At 46.3% G+C, this 21,368-nt stretch carries 18 protein-coding genes; 8 read left to right on the forward strand and 10 right to left on the reverse strand.

Annotation, left to right across the window (positions count from 1 at the left end; translation table 11 throughout):
- The first annotated feature begins 13 nt into the window (after window positions 1-13).
- Window positions 14-589, forward strand: a complete 576-nt coding sequence (locus QUB63_RS20325) for a Uma2 family endonuclease (protein WP_332947089.1) — start codon at window positions 14-16, stop codon at window positions 587-589.
- A 342-nt stretch (window positions 590-931) separates the two neighbouring features.
- On the opposite strand, the gene aroH is transcribed toward QUB63_RS20325, so the two are convergent.
- Window positions 932-1,339 (reverse strand): chorismate mutase, encoded by a 408-nt coding sequence (gene aroH, locus QUB63_RS20330; RefSeq protein WP_332947090.1) that lies wholly within the window; start codon window positions 1,337-1,339, stop codon window positions 932-934.
- A gap of 237 nt (window positions 1,340-1,576) precedes the next feature.
- Complete coding sequence (gene sppA / locus QUB63_RS20335) at window positions 1,577-2,395, reverse strand: signal peptide peptidase SppA (RefSeq protein ID WP_332947091.1); 819 nt, start codon at window positions 2,393-2,395, stop codon at window positions 1,577-1,579.
- A 422-nt stretch (window positions 2,396-2,817) separates the two neighbouring features.
- Here sppA and QUB63_RS20340 point away from each other — a divergent pair, with 422 nt between their 5' ends.
- Window positions 2,818-3,885 carry a DMT family transporter gene (locus QUB63_RS20340; protein ID WP_332947093.1) on the forward strand — a complete coding sequence of 356 codons (1,068 nt, stop codon included), beginning with the start codon at window positions 2,818-2,820 and terminating at the stop codon, window positions 3,883-3,885.
- A 107-nt stretch (window positions 3,886-3,992) separates the two neighbouring features.
- Here the strand turns inward: QUB63_RS20340 and QUB63_RS20345 are convergent, their stop codons facing one another.
- From QUB63_RS20345 to QUB63_RS20355, 3 genes are all read right to left on the reverse strand, one after another.
- Entirely contained in the window at window positions 3,993-4,280 is a 288-nt protein-coding gene (locus QUB63_RS20345) for a hypothetical protein (protein WP_332947096.1), read from the reverse strand.
- Between the two features lie 50 nt (window positions 4,281-4,330).
- On the reverse strand, window positions 4,331-4,705 hold the full coding sequence (locus QUB63_RS20350; protein WP_332947098.1) for a hypothetical protein: 375 nt from the start codon (window positions 4,703-4,705) through the stop codon (window positions 4,331-4,333).
- Window positions 4,706-5,012: 307 nt separating this feature from the next.
- Window positions 5,013-6,182, reverse strand: a complete 1,170-nt coding sequence (locus QUB63_RS20355) for an AAA family ATPase (protein WP_332947100.1) — start codon at window positions 6,180-6,182, stop codon at window positions 5,013-5,015.
- 47 nt (window positions 6,183-6,229) lie between these two features.
- Between QUB63_RS20355 and QUB63_RS20360 the strand changes: the two genes are divergently transcribed.
- Together QUB63_RS20360 and QUB63_RS20365 are read left to right on the forward strand one after the other, a co-directional pair.
- Entirely contained in the window at window positions 6,230-7,090 is an 861-nt protein-coding gene (locus QUB63_RS20360) for a M20/M25/M40 family metallo-hydrolase (RefSeq protein ID WP_332947101.1), read from the forward strand.
- 201 nt (window positions 7,091-7,291) lie between these two features.
- On the forward strand, window positions 7,292-10,990 hold the full coding sequence (locus QUB63_RS20365) for a hydantoinase B/oxoprolinase family protein (RefSeq protein WP_332947102.1): 3,699 nt from the start codon (window positions 7,292-7,294) through the stop codon (window positions 10,988-10,990).
- A 250-nt stretch (window positions 10,991-11,240) separates the two neighbouring features.
- On the opposite strand, the gene QUB63_RS20370 is transcribed toward QUB63_RS20365, so the two are convergent.
- Window positions 11,241-11,513 carry a hypothetical protein gene (locus QUB63_RS20370; RefSeq protein WP_332947103.1) on the reverse strand — a complete coding sequence of 91 codons (273 nt, stop codon included), beginning with the start codon at window positions 11,511-11,513 and terminating at the stop codon, window positions 11,241-11,243.
- Between the two features lie 199 nt (window positions 11,514-11,712).
- Here QUB63_RS20370 and QUB63_RS20375 point away from each other — a divergent pair, with 199 nt between their 5' ends.
- Window positions 11,713-12,360: an RNA polymerase sigma factor gene (locus QUB63_RS20375; RefSeq protein ID WP_332947177.1), complete on the forward strand. Its 648-nt coding sequence runs from the start codon at window positions 11,713-11,715 to the stop codon at window positions 12,358-12,360.
- A gap of 117 nt (window positions 12,361-12,477) precedes the next feature.
- Window positions 12,478-12,798, forward strand: a complete 321-nt coding sequence (locus QUB63_RS20380) for a 2Fe-2S iron-sulfur cluster-binding protein (protein ID WP_332947104.1) — start codon at window positions 12,478-12,480, stop codon at window positions 12,796-12,798.
- A gap of 146 nt (window positions 12,799-12,944) precedes the next feature.
- Here QUB63_RS20380 and treS read toward each other — a convergent pair whose 3' ends face one another.
- Entirely contained in the window at window positions 12,945-16,334 is a 3,390-nt protein-coding gene (treS, locus tag QUB63_RS20385) for a maltose alpha-D-glucosyltransferase (RefSeq protein WP_332947105.1), read from the reverse strand.
- A 462-nt stretch (window positions 16,335-16,796) separates the two neighbouring features.
- Here treS and QUB63_RS20390 point away from each other — a divergent pair, with 462 nt between their 5' ends.
- Window positions 16,797-17,027, forward strand: a complete 231-nt coding sequence (locus QUB63_RS20390; RefSeq protein WP_332947106.1) for a photosystem II protein, Psb35-related — start codon at window positions 16,797-16,799, stop codon at window positions 17,025-17,027.
- Window positions 17,028-17,238: 211 nt separating this feature from the next.
- On the opposite strand, the gene QUB63_RS20395 is transcribed toward QUB63_RS20390, so the two are convergent.
- The 3 genes from QUB63_RS20395 to QUB63_RS20405 form a co-directional block, all read right to left on the reverse strand.
- Window positions 17,239-17,490: a DUF5615 family PIN-like protein gene (locus tag QUB63_RS20395; protein WP_332947107.1), complete on the reverse strand. Its 252-nt coding sequence runs from the start codon at window positions 17,488-17,490 to the stop codon at window positions 17,239-17,241.
- Window positions 17,487-17,717: a DUF433 domain-containing protein gene (locus tag QUB63_RS20400; protein ID WP_332947108.1), complete on the reverse strand. Its 231-nt coding sequence runs from the start codon at window positions 17,715-17,717 to the stop codon at window positions 17,487-17,489. The genes QUB63_RS20395 and QUB63_RS20400 overlap by 4 nt, the downstream gene beginning before the upstream one ends.
- A gap of 370 nt (window positions 17,718-18,087) precedes the next feature.
- Complete coding sequence (locus QUB63_RS20405; protein ID WP_332947110.1) at window positions 18,088-21,015, reverse strand: ATP-dependent Clp protease ATP-binding subunit; 2,928 nt, start codon at window positions 21,013-21,015, stop codon at window positions 18,088-18,090.
- A 91-nt stretch (window positions 21,016-21,106) separates the two neighbouring features.
- Between QUB63_RS20405 and QUB63_RS20410 the strand changes: the two genes are divergently transcribed.
- Window positions 21,107-21,337, forward strand: coding sequence for a hypothetical protein (locus QUB63_RS20410; RefSeq protein WP_332947112.1), 231 nt, complete (start codon window positions 21,107-21,109; stop codon window positions 21,335-21,337).
- Window positions 21,338-21,368: the final 31 nt, after the last annotated feature.

Raw genomic sequence — 21,368 nt, forward strand, 5'->3', positions numbered from 1 at the left:
GATCGCAATTGCCATGACCCAAATCACTCTCGACCTCAACCGAATTATCAAACTTACCGAAGAACAGTTTTATTTACTCTGTCAAGAAAACCCAGATTTAAAACTAGAACGGAACCCTAATGGAGAATTAATTGTTATGCCGCCGACAGGAGGAGAAACGGGAAAACGCAACGTCAAACTGATTGTACAACTGGCACTCTGGAACGAGCAAACTCAACTGGGCGAAGTCTTCGACTCATCCACAGGGTTTACTCTACCGAACAAAGCCGATCGATCTCCCGATGTCTCTTGGGTCGAAAAATCTCGTTGGGAGGCTTTGACTGCACAACAAAGAGAAAAATTCATTCCGCTGTGTCCCGATTTTGTGATTGAAATTCTTTCGCCAAGCGATAGCCTGAAAAAAACTCAAGACAAAATGCAAGAGTATATCGACAATGGTTGTCGTCTGGGTTTGTTAATTAACCGCAAAAAGCAACAAGTGGAAATTTATCGCCCCGATCGAGAAGTTGAAGTCTTGCCAGCACCTCAAGCCATTTCGGTAGATGTGTTGCCGGGATTTACCTTGAATTTACGGCAAATCTGGGCTTAACAACAGACTGTGGCAATCCCGAACAATTGCAGCTATTCGCTCAACTTCATCAATACTCAATCAGGACTATACTTGTAGATTATGTGTTGTTCCGTTGGCTCGTAAACAATTGTGTTTTTCGGATTTGGCAAAGGCTTAATGTGTTTGATTTGCCCGTCAACAATTATTAAGGGAATTAGACCGGGAGCGAAGGCAGGACAAGTTCCCTCTGCTCGAAAATATTGGCAGTAGTTACATCCTTTGCAATCACTCATTTTGTTTTTACCTCTTTTCTAACTCAGTTAAAAATAAACCCACCATTGCTGGTGGGTTAACTCTTGAATTAAGCAAAAAGTGATTTTCTTATTTTTCCGCAGCAACCGCGACGGCTAAATTCCAATCGGGCCGCAAATTTTGAGCGCCGCGCAAATAAGGATGATAAATTTCTGTGTGTGCCGGCCAATTGATGTGAATCAAAAAGCGGATGCAGCGTTCTAAAGAACCATTGACGTGCATTTGCTGCACGTCCAACAAAGGAACATTGCACCAGCGGGGGCGTTCGCGGGCGATCGCAGCCGGAAAGACAGCATCTAAATCGCGGGTAACAGAAAAAGTAGCACTAATCATTAATTCCGGATCTAAATTATTTCTTGTTTCTAATTCATCTAACAGTTCTCTCACCGCTTCTCGAATTGCTTCTACCGAATTCTCGCTGGCAGTTGTTGCCCCGCGAATCGCCCGCACTTGCCACTCCACGCAAATATTCTCCATTTTTTTGTCAGTTGTCAGTTGCTAGTTGTCAATGGTTATTTGTTATTTGTTATTTGTTACTTGTTATTTGTGCTACTTGTTATTTGTTATTTGCGTTGCCCTGAGCGGAGTCGAAGGGTTACTTGTTATTTGTTGGTTTGTCAATAACCAACAACCAACAACCAATAACCAACAACCAACAACCAATAACCAATAACCAACAACCAATAACCAATAACCAATGACTAATTTATTTAATCACGGGCGATACAGCCACAGCGGCAAACCGCTAGTAGAAAGCTCGAATTCGAGCAAATTTTTGTAAGCCCAAAGCCCGGATGTATCCAGACTACTCCCCAAGACGCGATTTAGGAAAGGTTTTTGTTTTTCTAGCGTGCAGCATTCGGTTTTTTCCGGGTCGAGGCCTGCGAGTTCGGCTGTCCAGCGGCGAGCGTCCTCTTCGGTTCCGAGCCGATCGACCAAACCCAATTCTAAGGCTTGCTGCCCGGTAAAAACGCGGCCGTCGGCAAAAGTTTTGACGTTTTCAACTGCCAGCGAACGGGAAGCGGCGACGGTTTCCACGAATTGCAGGTAGCTGGTGTCGATTAACTCTTGCAGAATTTGCTGTTCGGGATCGGTCAATTGTCGATCGAATGCCAAGATATCTTTATACGGGCCAGATTTAATCACCTGAAAAGAAACGCCGACTTTTTCTAACAGCCGTTCTATATTATTACCCCGGATAATCACGCCGATGCTGCCGGTAATTGTACCGGGATTAGCAACGATATGTTGCGCTCCCATGCCGATGTAAACTCCGCCAGAAGCAGAAATATTGCCGAAACTGGCGACTATTTTGATTTTTTCGCCCAAACGCTTGAGGGCGCTATAAATTTCCTGGGAATCGCCGACTGTACCGCCGGGGCTGTCTACCCGCAGCAGCAAGGCGGGAAATTTGCGTTCTTCAACGGTTTTGAGAGCTTCGAGAACTCGTTTGCGGGTTTCTCCGGCGATGGCTCCGGTGACTTCGATGCGGGCGATTTGTTTGCGGTAGCGGGGCTTGAATGGCCAAATCATGGGCAGTTTACAGGCAATGTGAAATTTTGTAGCTAACTTCTAGTGTGCCTTATCCCAAGGTATTCGTCGGGCCCTTGCGGGGGCATGGGTGCCAACAAGCGCGTTAAGCCCGCATTCCGCCAGGGATTCACCCGCAGTCCGCCAGTCCGCCAGGGGTTCACCCGCAGTCCGCCAGTCCGCCAGGGGTTTAAACCCCTGGCGTCGGGCGAAAGTCCACAGCGAGAGAGGACTAATGAGTTCTGCAGTCCTCTTTGAGAGGACTTTCGCTATGAGGCAGGGAATTAATTAAGAGCCGGATCGGGGGTGTAGCGTTAAGTTCGATCGCACTTAACCCACCTTCGATATATAATTGTAAAAATTGCTTAACAAATCTACATCATTCCCGTGAGAGCCACTCTCATCAATTATTTGGAGTCTCCGCCATGCAGCTAAAACTTACCGATTCTAAACTGCCCTTTGCCCCGCTGTTGCTGATTGCGCCGTTTTTCCTGTGGGGAACCGCGATGGTAGCGATGAAAGGGGTGATGCCGCACACGACACCGCTGTTTGTGGCCTTCGTGCGTTTAGTACCTGCGGGCGTGTTGGTTTTGCTGGCGGCTGCTTTGATGGGAAAACAGCAACCTGCCGGTTGGAAAGCTTGGCTGTGGATTTCGCTGTTTGCATTAGTTGACGGCACTTTGTTTCAAGGCTTTTTAGCCGAAGGTTTGGCGAGAACCGGTGCGGGTTTGGGTTCGGTGATGATTGATTCTCAACCGCTAGCTGTGGCGATTTTGTGTTTGTGGCTGTTTCAAGAAAAAATAGGTTTTTGGGGCTGGTTGGGATTAGCAATCGGCGTTATCGGCATCAGTTTGATTGGGTTGCCGGATGGCTTTATTTGGGGGCTGTTTCATCCTGAAAACGCGCAGGTTGCGGGTATCGAACAGTTGTTTCAGGGTGGAGAATGGTTGATGCTGTTGGCAGCTTTGTCGATGGCTGTGGGAACGGTTTTAGTGCGCTGGGTGTGCCGTTATGTTGACCCGGTGGTGGCGACGGGCTGGCACATGATTTTGGGCGGTTTGCCGCTGTTGGCGATTTCGGCGGCTACTGAGTCTGGGCAGTTTGTGAATATCGATTTGTCGGGCTGGATGGCTTTAGGTTATTCTACTGTGTTCGGAAGTGCGATCGCCTACGGTTTGTTCTTTTACTTTGCTTCAAGCGGCAGTCTGACGAGTTTAAGTTCTTTGACATTTCTGACTCCGGTTTTTGCTTTGCTGTTCGGTAATTTGTTGTTGGGCGAGGTTTTGAATCCGCTGCAATCGATGGGAGTCGGGCTGACATTGGTGAGTATTTATTTGATCAACCAGCGGGATACTTTGGCTGAAAAATTGGGGAAAACCCGGAATGGTGCAGCGAATTCGGAAGAGGAAGTGCAGTTATTAGAGTCGTCTGAGTTGAATTCTGTGGAATTTCCCGTGCAAGTACGGGCTACAGAATTGGAGTCGGAAGTTTAGGGAGTTGGGTAGGGAAACGGTACTGACCTGTCCTGTATTTCAGAGAATTGAAAACTATTATGGGGAGAATTCGTTAACTCTTAAATCATGAGTATCTCTGAGGAATTTCACAAGTTATATTTCTCCTTCAAAGCTTCCCATCTAGCTTCCTCTGCATCGAAGTCAGGCGGGACAAGCTGAGTATTCTCAAACAAAGCTTGAAATGCTTTCACCTTCGTTTTAAACTTTGTCTGAGGTGTCTCAGGTATCGCACTTTTCGACTCGCTAGCCAGTTTAACCGCATCAGCTACCTGCCAAACGATGATTTCGACATCTCCGGGTGGCATATCCACGGATTCCAAAACTACCAAGTTGCCAGTTGCATCGATTTTACCTCTCAGTTTGTATGCCTGCATACTAATCTCCTAAGTTTTGTCTCTATTATACGACATGAAAATCTGGATCGTTACCAGTCATCCTCTTCAAGAATTTGAATATTTCTACTCTCAATCTCTTCTATAAAAATTTTCAGACTAGGATTATCTTGGTACTGCTTCATTAAAACTTTATGCTTGCCATATTGTTTGGCAATCTCTCGATAATATTCAGGATGTTTAGCATTCTTGTCAATGGTAAATTTGTGTTGCTTGGAAAGCTCATAATTTAACGTATTAAGACAGTTTTTGCATTTAGCTTTTTTCTGTTTATCTGTATAATACAGTGGGAGCAACCAACACTCAATAGAATGTACAGATATTGCAAAAATTATCTTCTGTTGATTGGTGTTGTAAAAATCCTCACCAATCCCGCCTCTAAATTTCTCAATAACTTTTGCAATCAACTGCTGAGGAGTAAACTCACCATTTTCATCTTGCTTGGCGATATTATAATCTTCTGAAACATCAGTATCTATTTGGATAATAATATAATCGATAAATTGAAATGCTTCCTTAAAATTATTTGACTCGCAGTAAGCAAAAACTTGACTCCAACCTCCATAGTTATGAGATTTATTCTCATCATCTTTATCTCTTTCTGGTTGAAGCGGTCTAATATCTATATCCGGGTTATTGAAATATCCTGCTAAAATACTTTCAATAACAATCTGGTCAGTTAATCACTCTGTAATTAATCCAAAATTAGTCATATTAAAAATTCTTAGGAAGTCCTCCGATATAGCCCCTCAAAAAAGCCTCTGATAATTTTACAGGTTCCTGTCCCTCGATAGTTTTAGGTTTGAGAATGCGTCGGGCTTTGGTATGTCCTAATTGGTTTCGATAAATGACAAACAGCCGCTGTTCCTCATCATCTAAATCTAAACCGTCCAAAACAGCCGGGTTGTGGGTTGTAAATATAACTTGTTTGTCGTGTTTTTTTGCTAGTTCGACTAATTCTTGAATTAATCGGCGGCACAATCTGGGATTGAGGGAAGCGTCAATGTTATCAATTGCAAAAAACTTAGGCGTGATATCGCTGATGAACAAGGTAAAATAAAACAGTAAAAACAAAAAGCCTTCATTCGAGCTTCTTTGGTCGAAATAACTTAAATCAGTATCTAAGTATCTATCTGTGATGTGGAGAGAAGTTTGCATCGCTGATAAATTTTGAGGAATTTCAAAATCTTTAAACCAATCTATCAATCGCAGTTTGTTTTTGATTTCATTAAGTTTGTCTTGCTTTTTATCGAAACTTAAAAAACTTATAAGTTTAAATAAGCCTTCCCCATTAATGCCTAACGGTTGAATTTGCCCTTCTTTTTCAAAAGTTCGTAACGCTGGATTTTCAGGAGAGTAAATGATAAATTTATTTAAGTCAAGTATGGGAATAAATGATTCGGCATCCTTTTTGAAGCTTAACCATTCTTGTTCTGACAACTCAGTTTTATATTCTAAAACAGATGTAAATTTGTCTATTCCCCCATGTTTTTGAAGAAGCAGCATGACAGCATTCTTTACAGAAGTTTCAGAATTGCCCAAAAAGTTTTTACTAACCCACTGAGAATAGGGAGAATTATCATTTTGCAAAACACAACTAAATTGTTGTTGCTCTTCCCCTCTTAATTCTATGCTGATATCTTTATCTAAATTTTCCTTTTCAAAAGCCGATCGCATAAATCGAGGTTCTGTCACCCGAATCCCCCGTGCAGCAAGAAACTCATTATCCAGTTTATCATTAGCAGCCGCAGAAGCCAGGGCGATCGCCTCCAAAATATTGCTCTTACCGCAGCCATTTTCGCCAATCAGTACGGTGACTCGTCCTAATTCCAGCTTCAGCTTTTGAAGAGACTTGTAATTTTGGATTCTGACTTCTCCAATCATAATTCAATCCCATATAATCTGAGTGTACTCATTGTATCTTCGATCGCATGGATCTCAAAGAACGCCTGCACAGCCATCTAATTCAAATTGTACGCGATCGCCATCCTTACTTGGCATCCGCAGGGCATTTCTATGTCCAGCAATACATTCGCGAAGAGTTGGGACAGTGGGGCACTGTAGAAATCGACGATTTTGCGGTGCGCGGGCGAATTCATCACAATTTTATCTTGGACTTACCCCCCCTCAATCCCCCCCTTGCTAAGGGGGGGAAGCAAGAAAATTTGCCGATTATAATCGGTGCTCATTACGATACTGTACCGGGGACGGCTGGGGCTGATGATAATGCTACGGGTGTTGCTGTTGTGCTGGAACTCGCAAGGGCTCTCGCACTTCAACCGCTAAAATATCCAGTACAATTAGTTGCTTTCGATCTGGAAGAATCCGGTTGTTGGGGAAGCAAGCATCATGCAGCTAAATGCAAGCAACAGAAACAGTCAATCCGGTTGATGATTTCTTTGGAAATGTTGGGTTATTGCGATCGCACTCCCAACTCCCAAAGCTATCCGGCGGGACTCAAATATTTTTATCCGAATATTGGCAATTTCATTGCTTTAATTGGAAATTTGCGGACTGTGCGCGATATGATTACTTTGAGCAGAAACATCCGCAAATCCGGTCAAGCTTGCGAGTGGTTGCCGGTGCCGAATCGAGGTTTGATTGTGCCGGATACTCGCCGCAGCGATCATGCTCCTTTTTGGGATAATGGTTATCCGGCGATTATGGTGACGGATACGGCTAATATGCGGAATCCTCATTATCATCAAGCGAGCGATAAGATTGAGACTTTGGATTTGGATTTTTTGGCTGGTGTTTGTCGGGGGTTGGTTGAGGCTATTCGGTATATGTAGGAATTTTATTGAACCGCTTTCGTCGCAAAGGGCGCGTTCGGCGAAGCCGTTCCCGAAGGGTAGGAAGGAAGAAAGAAGAAGAGAAAAGAGAAAGTGATATGATTTTTATGAGTATAAGGTTATGATTTTTATGAATTGACTTTTAGATTATTTTGTTAAATAATTCTCAATTATTCACATAACAAAATTCAGGAAAAATATATGAATGCTGATTTTCCCGATCGCACTCGCTGGCAATTTTGGATCGATCGCGGCGGTACTTTTACCGATATTGTCGCCCAAAGCCCTGATGGTAAGTTAGTTATTCACAAGCTGCTGTCGGAAAATCCCGATCGCTACACCGACGCAGCAGTCCAAGGAATTCGCGATATTTTGGGGATTGGGGCGGGGGAATCGATACCGACGGGGGAAATTTCAGCGATTAAAATGGGTACGACGGTGGCGACAAATGCTTTGCTGGAACGTAAGGGCGATCGCACTATTCTGTTAATTACTAAAGGTTTCGGCGATGCGCTGAGAATTGGCTATCAAAATCGCCCGAATATTTTCGCCCGCCACATTGTGCTGCCCGAGATGCTGTACGATCGCGTTATTGAGGTTGCAGAACGCTACAGCGCCCGAGGTGAAGAGTTAATTGCTGTCAATCGTGAGTTTGTCCCGTCTTTGCAGCAAGCATACGATGAGGGAATTCGCAGTTGTGCGATCGTATTTATGCACGGCTACCGCTACTCGGAACATGAAAAACAAGTTGCTAAAATAGCCAAAGAAATTGGCTTTACTCAAATTTCAGTATCTCACGAAGTTAGTCCTTTAATGAAATTAGTTTCGCGGGGAGATACTGCGGTTGTGGATGCTTATTTATCTCCGATTTTGCGGCGTTATGTCGAACAAGTAACCAGTGAATTAATTGAGGTAGATCATCGAGATGAGGGATTATCCATGCCCAATGCCCAATGCCCAATGCCCAATGCCCCATCCCCAAAATTAATGTTTATGCAGTCAAACGGCGGCTTGGTAGATGCCGCGCAATTTCAAGGGAAAAACAGTATTTTATCCGGGCCTGCTGGGGGAATTGTCGGTGCAGTTCAAACGAGTAAAAAGGCTGGTTTTGATAAAATTATTACCTTTGATATGGGCGGAACTTCGACAGATGTTGCCCATTTTAACGGGGAATACGAACGCGAATTTGAGACGGAAATTGCTGGGGTGAGATTGCGATCGCCCGTGATGGCAATTCATACTGTAGCAGCCGGTGGCGGTTCGATCGTGTTTTTTGACGGGGCGCGCTACCGCGTCGGGCCGGAGTCTGCGGGCGCTAATCCGGGGCCTGCTTGCTATCGGAAAGGCGGCCCTTTGACGGTGACTGATTGCAATGTGATGTTGGGCAAAATTCAGCCGGATTTTTTCCCGAAAGTGTTTGGATTGGGGGGAGATTTGCCGATCGCCCCTGACGCAGTTAAGCAAAAATTTGTGCAGTTAGCGGGGGAAATTGGGGGCGAAAAGACTCCCGAACAGGTGGCGGAGGGTTTTTTGGCGATCGCGGTGGAAAAGATGGCTAATGCGGTCAAAAAAATCTCGCTTCAGCGCGGTTACGATGTTTCGGAGTATACGTTGTGCTGTTTCGGCGGTGCGGGCGGCCAACACGCTTGTGCGATCGCCGATTGTTTGGGGATGAAACGGGTGTTTATTCACCCCTACGCGGGCGTGCTATCCGCTTACGGTATGGGTTTGGCTGATGTGCGGGCTATTCGCGAAAGGGCGATCGAGCAACAATTAAATGCAGAATTAATTGGTGATTTACACAATATTTTAGGGCAATTGGAGGCGGAGGGAAAGAGGGAATTGAACCGCAGAGGCGCAGAGAGCACAGAGGGAGAGAAAGAGGTTTTGGTTGTTAGGAAGCTGTATCTAAAATATCAGGGCAGCGATTCGGTTTTGATGGTGGATTTTGCTGGGAGTGTTGAGGAGATGCAGGCTGATTTTGAAGCAGCGCACCGACAGCGTTACAGTTTTATGATGCCGGAAAAAGCACTAATTGTCGAAGCGGTTTCGGTGGAAGTTGTAGAAACAATGAATGTGCTGGGTGAGTCGATAATTTCCAATTCCAGTGACAGGGCCATCTTGCCAGTGCAGCCAATTTCCACTGTGCAAATGTATGTTGCTGGTAAGTGGCGGGAAACGCCTGTTTATCAAAGAGAGGATTTGCGATCGGGCGACTGCATTACCGGCCCGGCGATGATTGTAGAAGCAACTGGAACTAATATCATAGAACCGGGTTGGGAAGGGGAAATCACCGCCAATAATGACTTGATTTTGAACCGCCTATCCACGCAGATGAATGCAGTTAACACCCATTCGTCTTCGGTTAAATCAGATCCGGTTTTGCTGGAAATTTTTAATAACTTGTTTCGGGCGATCGCCGAACAAATGGGCGTCACATTGCAAAATACAAGTTCCTCAGTCAACATCAAAGAACGCCTAGACTTTTCCTGTGCAATCTTCGACAAAAACGGGCAATTAGTTGCCAACGCGCCGCACATTCCCGTGCATCTCGGTTCCATGAGCGAAAGCGTTTCAGCTTTAATCTTAGCACAAGCTCATGAAATTAAGCCTGGGGATGTTTATGTTTCTAACAATCCTTACAATGGCGGCACGCACTTACCAGATATCACCGTAATTACTCCAGTATTTAATCGTGATTCCTCGCTTCCTTTGTTTTATGTTGCCTCGCGGGGACACCACGCCGATATCGGCGGCATCACTCCCGGTTCCATGCCTCCTAACAGTAAAACTGTCACCGAAGAAGGGGTATTGCTCGACAATTTCCAGTTAGTCAGCGAGGGCCAATTCCGCGAACAAGAATTACTAGAAATTCTGACGGCGGGAGATTTCCCAGTTCGCAATTACGAACAAAATATCGCAGATTTGCAAGCGCAAATTGCCGCCAACAATCGCGGTTTAGCAGAACTTCTCAAAATGGTAGAACATTACGGCTTGGAAACAGTACAAGCTTATATGGGTTTTGTGCAAGATAATGCTGAAGAATCTGTGCGCCGAGTAATTGAGGTTTTGAGTGATGGCGAATTTACTTATCCGATGGATAGCGGCGGACAAATTAAAGTAGCTATTACAATTAACAAGTCTGCGCGCAGTGCTAAAATTGATTTTACTGGCACTTCTCCCCAACAATTTAACAATTTTAATGCTCCGGCTGCGGTGTGTAAAGCGGCTGTGTTGTACGTTTTCCGCACCTTGGTAGATGACGATATTCCTCTGAATGCGGGCTGTTTGAAACCTCTCGAAATTATCAATCCCGCAGGCTGTATGCTGAATCCACGCTATCCGGCGGCGGTGGTGGCGGGAAATGTGGAAACTTCGCAGAATATTACGGATGCTTTGTATTGTGCGCTAGGTGCGATCGCATCTTCTCAGGGAACCATGAATAATTTCACATTTGGCGATCGGCGCTATCAATATTATGAAACAATTTGCGGCGGTTCCGGTGCTGGTGCAAATTTTGACGGCACAGATGCGGTGCAAACTCACATGACTAATTCGCGTTTAACCGATCCTGAAGTGTTGGAATGGCGGTTTCCGGTGCTGTTAGAAAGTTTTGCAATCCGGGCTAATAGCGGGGGGAATGGATGTCATCGCGGGGGGAATGGAACAGTGCGGCGAGTGCGGTTTCTGGAAGCGATGACGGCGGGAATTTTATCGGGGCGGCGGGTGATTTCTCCCTGCGGTTTGCATGGGGGGGAAGCGGGGAAAGTTGGGCTCAATTATGTTGAAAGATTTGATGGAAATATTGAGGAATTGGGGAGTACGGCGAGTGTGGAAATGCGATCGGGGGATGTGTTTGTCATTGAGACTCCGGGGGGCGGAGGTTATGGTTGTCTGTAGTAGTAAGGTGCGCATTGCGCACCCTACGAATCACTAAACATGGTAAGCAGTTATGGCAGTTTTTAGGTCAGAACTGTATATAGACTCGACTCTAGGAAAAGTCTGGTGACTCCACCAAAATTTAATTCTACTGCCTTTTGCTGGAGCTGAACCGATACGAGTGTAACCTGCATCTAACATCAGTTGTTCAAAGTCAACTACAGGCAAAGTTTTAGATGAAATTGGCGAAATACCTTGAATGGTGTGCTTGTCAAGGGTCATAACTCCCCTGATAGGTGCTGTAGATCCGATAGCCTGACAATACTAGCGCTGTACCCGCAAAACTGTGAATTGTTCCCGGATATGTTTCTTCCGCTTCACTGCCGCCAATACGGATTTTAAGCGGGCCAAACCAAGCATAAAAACCCGGAATCAGAGCATCCATACTGTAGGCGATCGCTCTTAATTTACCATCATTAACCGATACAGATTTTTTCGGCGCTGGTTCTTTTTGATTGGGAGTAATATAGCCTGAGTTTTTCATAACTTTTCGGTTCTGTGAAAAGCCCGATCGCACGAGTGGAAAATACATACTATCTTGAAAGAGCGGCAAAATGGCAGAAATACCGCTCTGCGGGCATCGTACCGCTAAAAAATCACCCTCAACTCTGGAATGTCGATCGACAAATCGTGTAGAATCGTGCTGCAACAGCATTTATTCCCAAAACCGTTACAGAACAATTGTGCAAACACCTGTTTTTTCCGAACTCAACCACCCTGTGGTCAAATCCCTGTTCCATCACAGCGATCGGGAATTATTGACTCTGTTTCAAAACCATCCCGATCAGGGCCGCTTCTTCACGGCGATTTTTTGCCGCTACGCTCAAATTGTACACTCCCTGATCCGCCATTCCGTGCGATCGCCCGTACAAGGCGATTACCTGTTCGCCCACACCTGGCAGCACATCTATCACGAGCTCCGAGGTCTCGATTTGCGTCGCGAAACCCAAGATCCTGATGGCGACAATCTCAGTCTCCAAAATTGGCTGATTAATGTCACCGCTGTCTGCATCAATCAAGCCGAATTGCCCCCTGTTGAGTCGATTCACTACTCTTTGCAATCCGCTTCGCCTCCCCTGTGGTGTTACGTCAGACAAGCCTTAGAATTGTTGGCGCCACTCCCCCGTTTAGTTGTGTTGATGGCCCAGACTTTCCGGTGGAGCGAAACTCGAATTGCAGCTTATTTGCAAGCTGAAGGTGAAGCGATTTCGCCCGCTCAAGTCAAGGCTTTGCTGCAAAAAGGATATCAAACTTTAGAGTCAAATTTGCCGGAGGATATTCGGGCTATTTATCTAGATGAAAATCTGGATTATCAAGAAGCGCTTGTCTAGCAGCCGATAATTCCGCTAATATCAATTCTTCTTCAGTCCGCCTCCGCGGACTTCGTTTGACAAGAAGCGGTTTCAACCGCCGAGTCCTTAAACTCGGAAATAATATCAGAGGTGGAAATGGCAGTTTATCAAGTTCGGCTGGTGAATCAGGATCTCGCGCTCGATCGCACGATCGCAGTACCGGACGACCAGTATATCCTAGATATAGCAGAAGATGCCGGCATCCGCTTGCCCAATGGATGCAAGCAAGGAGAGTGTTCTGCTTGCGTTGCCAAACTGCTTGGCGGCGAAATCGACCAAAGCGAACAAAAGTTTTTGAAGCCGTCAGAATTGCAAGCTGGCTACGCTGTTACCTGTGTGGCTTACCCGCTTTCTGACTGCACTTTGTTAACTCATCAAGAACAAGTTTTATATCAAGCAGCTCTCTATTTTAAGTAATGCAATGTGCTTTATTCTTTAGTCTCGCGTTGCGCGGACTTCGTTTGACAAGGAGCGAATTCTATTCGCCGAGAAAATCTTTATCAAAGCAGATTTAGTTAATGTAAGGTGCGCACTGCGCACCCTACTCAATACTTAAAAATCAGCTACGGCTTGCGATTGACATTCAGCAATTGTAAAATCCGTTTCATCGGAATTTCCGCCCAATCCAAACGGTAATTTAGTTCGTAGGCCAGCTCAGCAACCCCTTTTTCCAAAATGTAAGCATCCAGCAAAACTTGTAGTTCCGGTATAGATTTTGGCAAGAAACTGGCATCGGCTGCTGTTACCAAATAGCTGTTAAGAAAAGTGAGGCTGACCCAGCGGTGCCAAACGTTCGCCCACTGCTGCATCTCGGGAAGATTTTCAGGGCGGATCATGCCACTTTCTACTTCGTTTCGCAGCGCCAAAGTAACAGCGTAATTGAAAGATTGCAGCATTCCCGCCACATCTCGCAGGGGCGACCTCTTCATCCGCCGCTCGCTTAACGGTCGATTCCGTTCTCCTCCGAAATCAATAATTACGAAGTCTTTACCTGTATAAAGAACTTGCCCGAAATGAAAGTCCCCGTGACAGCGAATTCGATCGGCCGTGATTCTCAAGTTCAAAATAGACTTGAAACGTTCCATGAGCAACTCTTCGCGGTTGAGGAGATTTTGTGCCATTTTTTGCGTTTCTGGCGGCAGTTTGGACAGATGCTTTTTCAGCAGCAGCAAAGTTCTTCCTGCCATATTTCTCATGTGTTGGTAGATGGAACGCTGGTAAAATGAGGTGAAGTTTTCTGGAGCAAAAGCCGGACTTTCTGTGTCTGAAGCTAAAGCGAGGTGAAGTTCCGCTGTCCGCTGACCTAAAAGTTCGGCTGATGCTAAGTAAGAGCCGATGAGTTCGCGAGCTAAGGCCGGAATTTCTAGGGATAAATCGGCTACTAGCGAGTTTGACTGCCGCATTTGTCCGGTCAAAGCGCTCGGTAAATAATCTTCGGGGGAAGTAGATAAAATCTCGCCGGAATACTTTGCTTCTACTGTCATTACTTGCTCGAAATAGTCGCGCAGCGTGTCTAATGTATAAGACCAAGCGTCCCTGCTGTCGGGGATTAGTTTTTGCAGTATTCCGACTGTAATTACTTGTTTTTCGGCTGTGTGATATTCCAATGCTCCGGCAATTGGAGCGTAGTGTTGGATCGGGTTGCGATCGGTTAAAAAGCGTCCGATTTCTAATTCGGGGTTGATTCCTTCCTCGACTTTTCGCAATATTTTTAGGACGAAGCGATCGCCGTAACCTGCGGATGTATTGCTTTGTTCTTTTTTGAACAGGTAAGGTTCGAGCTGCGATAAATCTTGGTCTGAGCTGAATATATTGTCGGCAATTCCTACCAGTTGACCGGCTGTACCTGCGTAACTGCGAGAATTGGCGATCGCCCCCAGCAGCGCTGTCAGCAGACCTTTGTCCCCAGCGGCATCAAATAGCACCCCTGCTTCGTTGCTTTCAGGGAAGTGCAGGCGCGCGATCGCCCGATCGTCCGCATCGCCTTTCATCTCTTCCCAACCTAAAGGCAAAACGTAAGTTTCCGCCATACCTTCAGTATAATTCAACAGCAAAAACAGAATGTAAACTGTAGATTCCTCCCCGGCACTATCTTTACATTCAACAGGCACAACCTCACTTATTTCAAATGATTGAATTGTCCTGTCTGCACCGATAAACCAGCGATTGCACCGCAAGTAATTCGGCAAAATAGAGAGCAGCATATCGCTTAACTGACTTGTAGCAAAAGCAGTTTTCCAATTGCCGATGACCGCCAAACTCGGCAAGTCTGTTTTAAAACCGTGCAGCGAAAAGTCTTCTTGTTTAACAGTAAGAGTAAACCAGTAAAACGTGTGAGGACTCAAGCTCAAAAAGTAAGGCTCCTCGCCAACCGCCGGAAACTCAGCGCGACCGAAAATTTCCACCGGAACAGCATTTTTAAACGGAGAAAGGTCTAATTCTGCCGTCTGCACGAAGCGCGACAAATTAGCGACTACGAGGATGTGTTCGTCTTGATAAGTGCGCACAAAAGCTAAAACTTTGCGGTTTTCTGGGTACAGAAACTCGCAAGTTCCGCGCCCAAATGCTTGGAACCGCTGGCGAACAGCAATCAAGCGTTTCATCCACCACCACAGAGAACTCGGATTCGCCCGCTGCGCCTCCACGTTAACAGATTCGTAGTGATATTCAGGGTCAACAATTGGCGGCGCGTACAGCCGCTGCGGGTTAGCGCGGCTGAAACCGGCATTGCGATCGCTGCTCCACTGCATCGGAGTTCTCACCCCGTTGCGATCGCCCAAATAGATATTATCACCCATGCCAATTTCATCGCCGTAGTAAAGCACCGGCGTACCCGGAAGAGACAGCAGCAAAGCATTCATCAACTCGATACGGCGGCGGTTATTTCCCATCAGCGGAGCCAAGCGGCGGCGGATGCCCAAATTAATTCTCGCCTGAGTATCTTGAGCGTAAACCCGATACATATAATCTCGGTCTTCATCGCTCACCATTTCCAGCGTCAATTCATCGTGATTGCGCAAAAATAACGCCCACTGACAGTTATTGGGAATGTGCGGAGTTTGCTGGAGAATATCGCTAATTGGGAAGCTATCTTCCATGTGCAAAGCCATAAATAAACGCGGCATCAGCGGAAAATGAAAGTTCATGTGACATTCATCCCCACCCGCGTAATATTCAACCGCATCCTCCGGCCACTGATTCGCCTCAGCTAGCAGCATCCGGTTCGGGAATTTCTCATCTACGTGCTGCCGCAAATGCTTGAGGAATACGTGAGTTTCTGGCAGGTTTTCGCAGTTAGTACCTTCGCGCTCGTACAGGTAAGGCACGGCATCCATGCGCAGTCCGTCTACTCCCAGTGCCAACCAGAAATCCACCACATCTAAGATGGCTTGGCGGACGGCGGGATTGTCGTAATTTAAATCGGGTTGGTGGGAATAAAATCGGTGCCAGTAATAAGCTTTTGCTACCGCATCCCAAGCCCAATTAGAAGTCTCAAAATCTTGGAAAATAATGCGAGCATCTTGATATTTTTCCGGCGTGTCGCTCCACACGTAAAAATCTCTTTCGTTACTGCCTTTCGGGGCGCGGCGCGCTCGCTGAAACCAAGCGTGCTGGTCTGAAGTGTGGTTGACAATTAACTCAATAATGACTCTAATTCCGCGCTGGTGCGCTGCTTCTAAAAGCTCTTTAAAGTCGTCTAACGTGCCGTAAATCGGGTTGACGGTGGTATAGTGAGATGTATCGTAGCCGTCGTCTCGGAGCGGCGAGGGAAAAAATGGCAGTACCCAAATTGCTGTTACTCCCAAGTTTTGCAGGTAATCCAGTTTTTCTGTGAGTCCCCGAAAGTCGCCGATGCCGTCTGCGTTGCTGTCTGCAAAAGCGCGAATTGGTACTTCGTAAATGATGGCGTCTTTGAACCACAATGGATCGTCATTTAACATGGAGTTGGGCATAATTTTTATGGGTGATTGGTAATTGGGATTTGGTAATTGGGATTTGGTAATTGGGATTTGTTAGTTCAAATCCAAACTGATAAATCATAACGCATAATTTTGCCGCGATTCGTCATGCCAGCGGCAGAGTTTTAATTGTAATTTATTAACGCAAAACTTATAAGTTCTTAACTAAAAAAATTAAACAATCTATTTTGTTATAGCGGATACAGTTCACTATTCGGATCTGAGTCGCGGTATTACAGACCCGTGCTTGGCGGTGCACGCCCTACATACTTATATACTCGTCAAATCCTTTCCCCGTGTCCCGTCTCCCCCTCGAACCCTCTCCCGCTGCCGTCGGAGGGACGGTTTTTACTACCTACCGGACGGTTTGCACGACATTACACTAGCTTGACGCTCTTTGTCAGGTTTTGTTACATTTATTTACATAAAGCAACAAAACTTAAGGAAAAACCAAAAATGGCTATTGTAATCTCTCTTTTGATCGTCGGTTGGGTCGCAGCATCATTAATTGGCACTCAAGCATATTTCCTGGGCGAACAGTCAAAGCCCATTCACGATCGCAATTGGAGCAATGAATCTTTTGAACAACTGGCAAAATCGGTGACTGGAACAGAAATTGATTACAGCGTTCGCGTTCCTGCCTACAGCATGGATGCTTACACCAGCCGCACGATGGGCAATTCGTAATATTAAGTAGCAGGCTTGACTATTTTGAATAACAGGCTTTCTGGCCTGTTCCACAAGCAGATTAATTTTTGTGGAGCAGGCCATAAATAATTATCGAAGTGTAATCGGCAAAATTCTCACCCTAGAGCGCGTTTCATCCACAGAAATGAACGCCCCCGACTCAATTTGTGGCTCAAATTGATGGAACACTTCCACAATCAAACTCTCTATATTAGCAGGCAGCACGTCTTGAATACGGACTTGAATGACACGCTAGAGCATCAGCTTGGGTTGCGGCCAGCAGTGCGCCAAAATCTAAATCATGAGTGAATACGGCATAGTCATTTACTCGCGCCCATTCCATAATAACGCGATCTGTGGCACGAGGATCGCCGACTGTAGACCAATGAAGAGACTCTATTCCGTATTTAGTAAATACGACAGTCCATTCAGGTGACAGGTTCATATCAATCAAAATTTTCACGCTATTTTGAGAGGAATTTCTACTTCTTCAACTCGCCACGCTGCATAGGCAAGCGCTTCATATATATCTGCTTCTTCCAGGTAGGGATAGGCTTGCAAAATGCCTGACGGTAAGTGTCCCGATGCCATCAGTCCGACTATAGTACCCACAGTGACTCGCAAGCCGCGAATGCAGGGTTTTCCTCCCATTACTTCTGGATTCAGAGTGATTCTAGTTAGTTGTTTCATGATTTTAAACTACCAGGCTTTCGGGGACAAAAGAAGATTAATTTTTGGTGGAACAGGCTAGAAAGTTATTGGTGTCAACTTAAGCCAGAAAACTTTTGTATCTTTCGTTTATAGCCTAGGCCTGATCCCCCTAAATCCCCCTTAAGAAGGGGGACTTTGAGAAGACTTTTGTCCTTCTTCGCAAATAGAGTTGCTAGTTGGAAAGATCCCTTAAAAAGGGGAGTAGGGGTTGACGAAAGAGAAGACTCTTATCCCCCCCTTGTTAAGGGGGGTTAGGGGGGATCAGGCCTTAAATCACCCAACAGCAGTCTCTGAATACTTTTGAAGTTAAGTTGACACCAATGGCTAGAAAGCCTGTTCCTAAATGCAACTACAAACTGTTACCTACCAGCGCGGGGAGAGAGTCTTTTTTGCGAAACTGCAAAGTGTTATTTACGCAGTCGATCGCAATTGTATCGCCTTCGGTAAACGCATTTTCCAGAATCTTGTTAGCCAGCGGGTTTTCCAGCTCCCGCTGGATAGCGCGTTTCAGCGGACGAGCGCCGTAAACCGGGTCGTAACCGACATCTGTAATGTGGTTTTTCGCGGCATCTGACAGTTCCAAAGTAATTTTTTGCTCCGCCAACAACCGCTCGATCCGCTTCACTTGAATGCTGACTATTTGCCGCAGTTCGATCTTGCTCAAAGTGTGGAACAAAATTATCTCGTCCACCCGATTGAGAAACTCAGGTCGGAAGTGCGATCGCAAAGCAGTCATCACCCGTTTTAACATTTGCTCGTACTCTTGGTCTGTCTCCCGTTCTTGAGTCAATAAATCTTCATTTTCACTCTTGTCTTTTTCACTCTTATCTGATGTATCGACTCGCTGGGCCGACACCTCAACAGTACCGTCAGCGGCCACTTTATAATCTGTCTTGTGACTTGACAAATCTTTCGGTTCGTGCTTCCGACTTGCAGGTTTCTTGGCCGTTTTTTCCTTCTTCGCAAACACGTCTAAAATGTGGTCGCTGCCGATATTGCTAGTCATCACAATTACAGTATTTCTAAAGTCAACCACTCGACCTTGAGAATCGGTAATTCTGCCGTCATCCAACACTTGCAGCAAAATGTTAAATACATCCGGGTGCGCTTTTTCCACTTCGTCAAACAGCACCACCGAATAAGGATGTCTCCGCACTGCTTCAGAAAGTTGTCCGCCTTCATCGTAACCGACATATCCGGGGGGAGCTCCTACCAACCGCGAGACGCTGTGCTTCTCCATGTATTCCGACATATCGATGCGGACGATCGCATCGTCGCTGTCAAACAAAAACTCCGCCAACGCCCGCGCTAACTCGGTTTTTCCCACGCCTGTCGGGCCCATAAACAAGAAAGAGCCGATCGGTCTACCGGGATCTTTCATCCCCGCCCGCGCCCGCCGAATCGCCGCCGCCACAGCCGTTACAGCCTCCTCTTGACCGATGACTTTTCTGTGCAAATGGCTTTCCAATTGCAGCAATTTTTGGCGTTCCGATTCTAACAACCGGTTGACCGGAATTCCCGTCCATTTAGCCACAATTTCCGCAATGTCGCCCTCAGTAACTTTTTCCCGCAGCAGCGAAGAACCTTGAGCTTGCTGTTTCAAAAGTTCGGCTTCCTTGGCTTCGCGATCGCGCACCGCAGTCTCCAATTTACCGTACTTCAACTGCGCCGCTTTATTCAAATCGTAAGCTCTTTCTGCCTGTTCGATTTGCACTCGCAGTTGGTCTTCTTCTGCTTTCAATTTATTGATCGCATCCAACAACTGCTTTTCGCCCAACCACTGAGAAGATAATTTTTCTTGCTTGACTTTTAAAATATCAATCTCAGTTTTGATGCGTTCGATGCGGGGGGTAATGGTGGCGGTGGGAGAACCTTTTCCCTCGCCTTCGATCGACAATTTTTCCATTTCCAACTGCATCACCCGGCGGTCGATCCCTTCCAATTCCACGGGTTTGGAGGTAATCTCCATTTTCAAATGGGCGGCTGCTTCGTCTACGAGGTCGATCGCCTTGTCCGGCAAAAAGCGATCGGAAATATAGCGAAAAGACAAAGTTGCAGCAGCTACCAGCGCCGAATCAGTAATTTTTACCCCGTGGTGGCGTTCGTAACGGTCTTTCAATCCGCGCAAAATTGAAACAGTATCTTCCACAGTCGGTTCCCCGACAAATACTTGTTGAAAGCGGCGTTCCAGTGCAGGATCTTTTTCGATATTTTTGCGAAATTCATCGAGAGTTGTAGCGCCGATACAGCGCAATTCGCCCCGGGCTAACATCGGTTTCAACAAATTTCCCGCATCCATTCCCGAACCGGAACTACCGCCGCCGCCAGTGCCAACAACCGTGTGCAATTCGTCAATAAATAGGACAATTTGCCCGTCGGAATCGATAACTTCCCGCAGGACAGAACGCAACCTTTCTTCAAATTCGCCCCGGAATTTTGCCCCAGCAATTAAACTGCCCATGTCGAGGCTGAATAGCTGGCGGTTTTTCAAAGATTCGGGTACGTCGCCGTTGACAATTCGCTGGGCTAAACCTTCGGCGATCGCAGTTTTTCCGACTCCGGGATCGCCAATTAACACCGGATTGTTTTTCTGGCGGCGGGAAAGAACTTGTACGACGCGGCGAATTTCCTCGTCGCGGCCGATTACTGGGTCGAGTTTGCCTGCTTTGGCGGCTTCTGTCAAATCCCGCCCGTATTTGCTGAGGGCGTCGGAGTTGGCGTCGGAATTTTGGTTTTGACTTTGGCTTTGGCTTTGGCTTTGGCTTTGGCTTTGATCTTTGACTTTGTTGCTAGCGCGAATTGATTTGATTGCTTCATCGAGTTTCGGGCGATCGATCGTCCCTGGGGCCGGTTTGCGATCGTATCCGGGGCGGCCCGGCGGCCCGTCGCCCCTAGTCAGCAATCGCCTACCGACTCGTTCGTCTTCTAGCAAGCCTATTAATAAATGTTCAACGGCGATAAAATTATCTTGCCAAGTCTGTCTGGCAGACTCAGCAGCATCTAACATCACTTCTAAGCCGCGGCCGAGGTATAGTTGGTCAGCGTTGGCAACTCTGGGCTGTCGTTTGGCAAAAGCATCTAACTGCTGCGCCAAGCGGGGGACATCGACTCCAGCTTTGCTGAGAATGCTGTTGCCCAAGCCTTGCTGTTCTAGAATGGCGATCGCTAAATGTTCAACCTCTAGCTGCTGATTGGCAAAGCGGCGGGCTACATCCTGGGATTTGACAATGGCTTCCCAGGCTTGATCTGTAAATTTGCTAGGGTCTGTTGGCTGCACGTTGGTTCCTCGCAATCAAGGGGATTCCTGTTGTTATCCGTTAATATATCGTCTCACAACCATCATAATCTTTAAACTCGATTGTGAATCTATGAGTGCGGTTAACAAGAGCGGAAGTTGCAACATAATTGACCTCTTGCAATACCTGCAAGCCCGCAATCCCGGCGATTTTTTGTGCGGTACGACCGGAACGGGCGATCGAACTTATGAAAATATAGTGGTTCTCCATTCCCTACAATACTGTACGAACACAGCACTGCCGTGTCATATTATATCTTGGTTCGTAGTGAGGACTTTAGTCCGCATCCATTCAGAGGACTAAAGTCCTCACTACCAACCTCTTTATTGCTCTA

This window comes from Microcoleus sp. ARI1-B5, assembly GCF_036705795.1.
In the GTDB taxonomy this organism is placed as follows: domain Bacteria; phylum Cyanobacteriota; class Cyanobacteriia; order Cyanobacteriales; family Microcoleaceae; genus Microcoleus.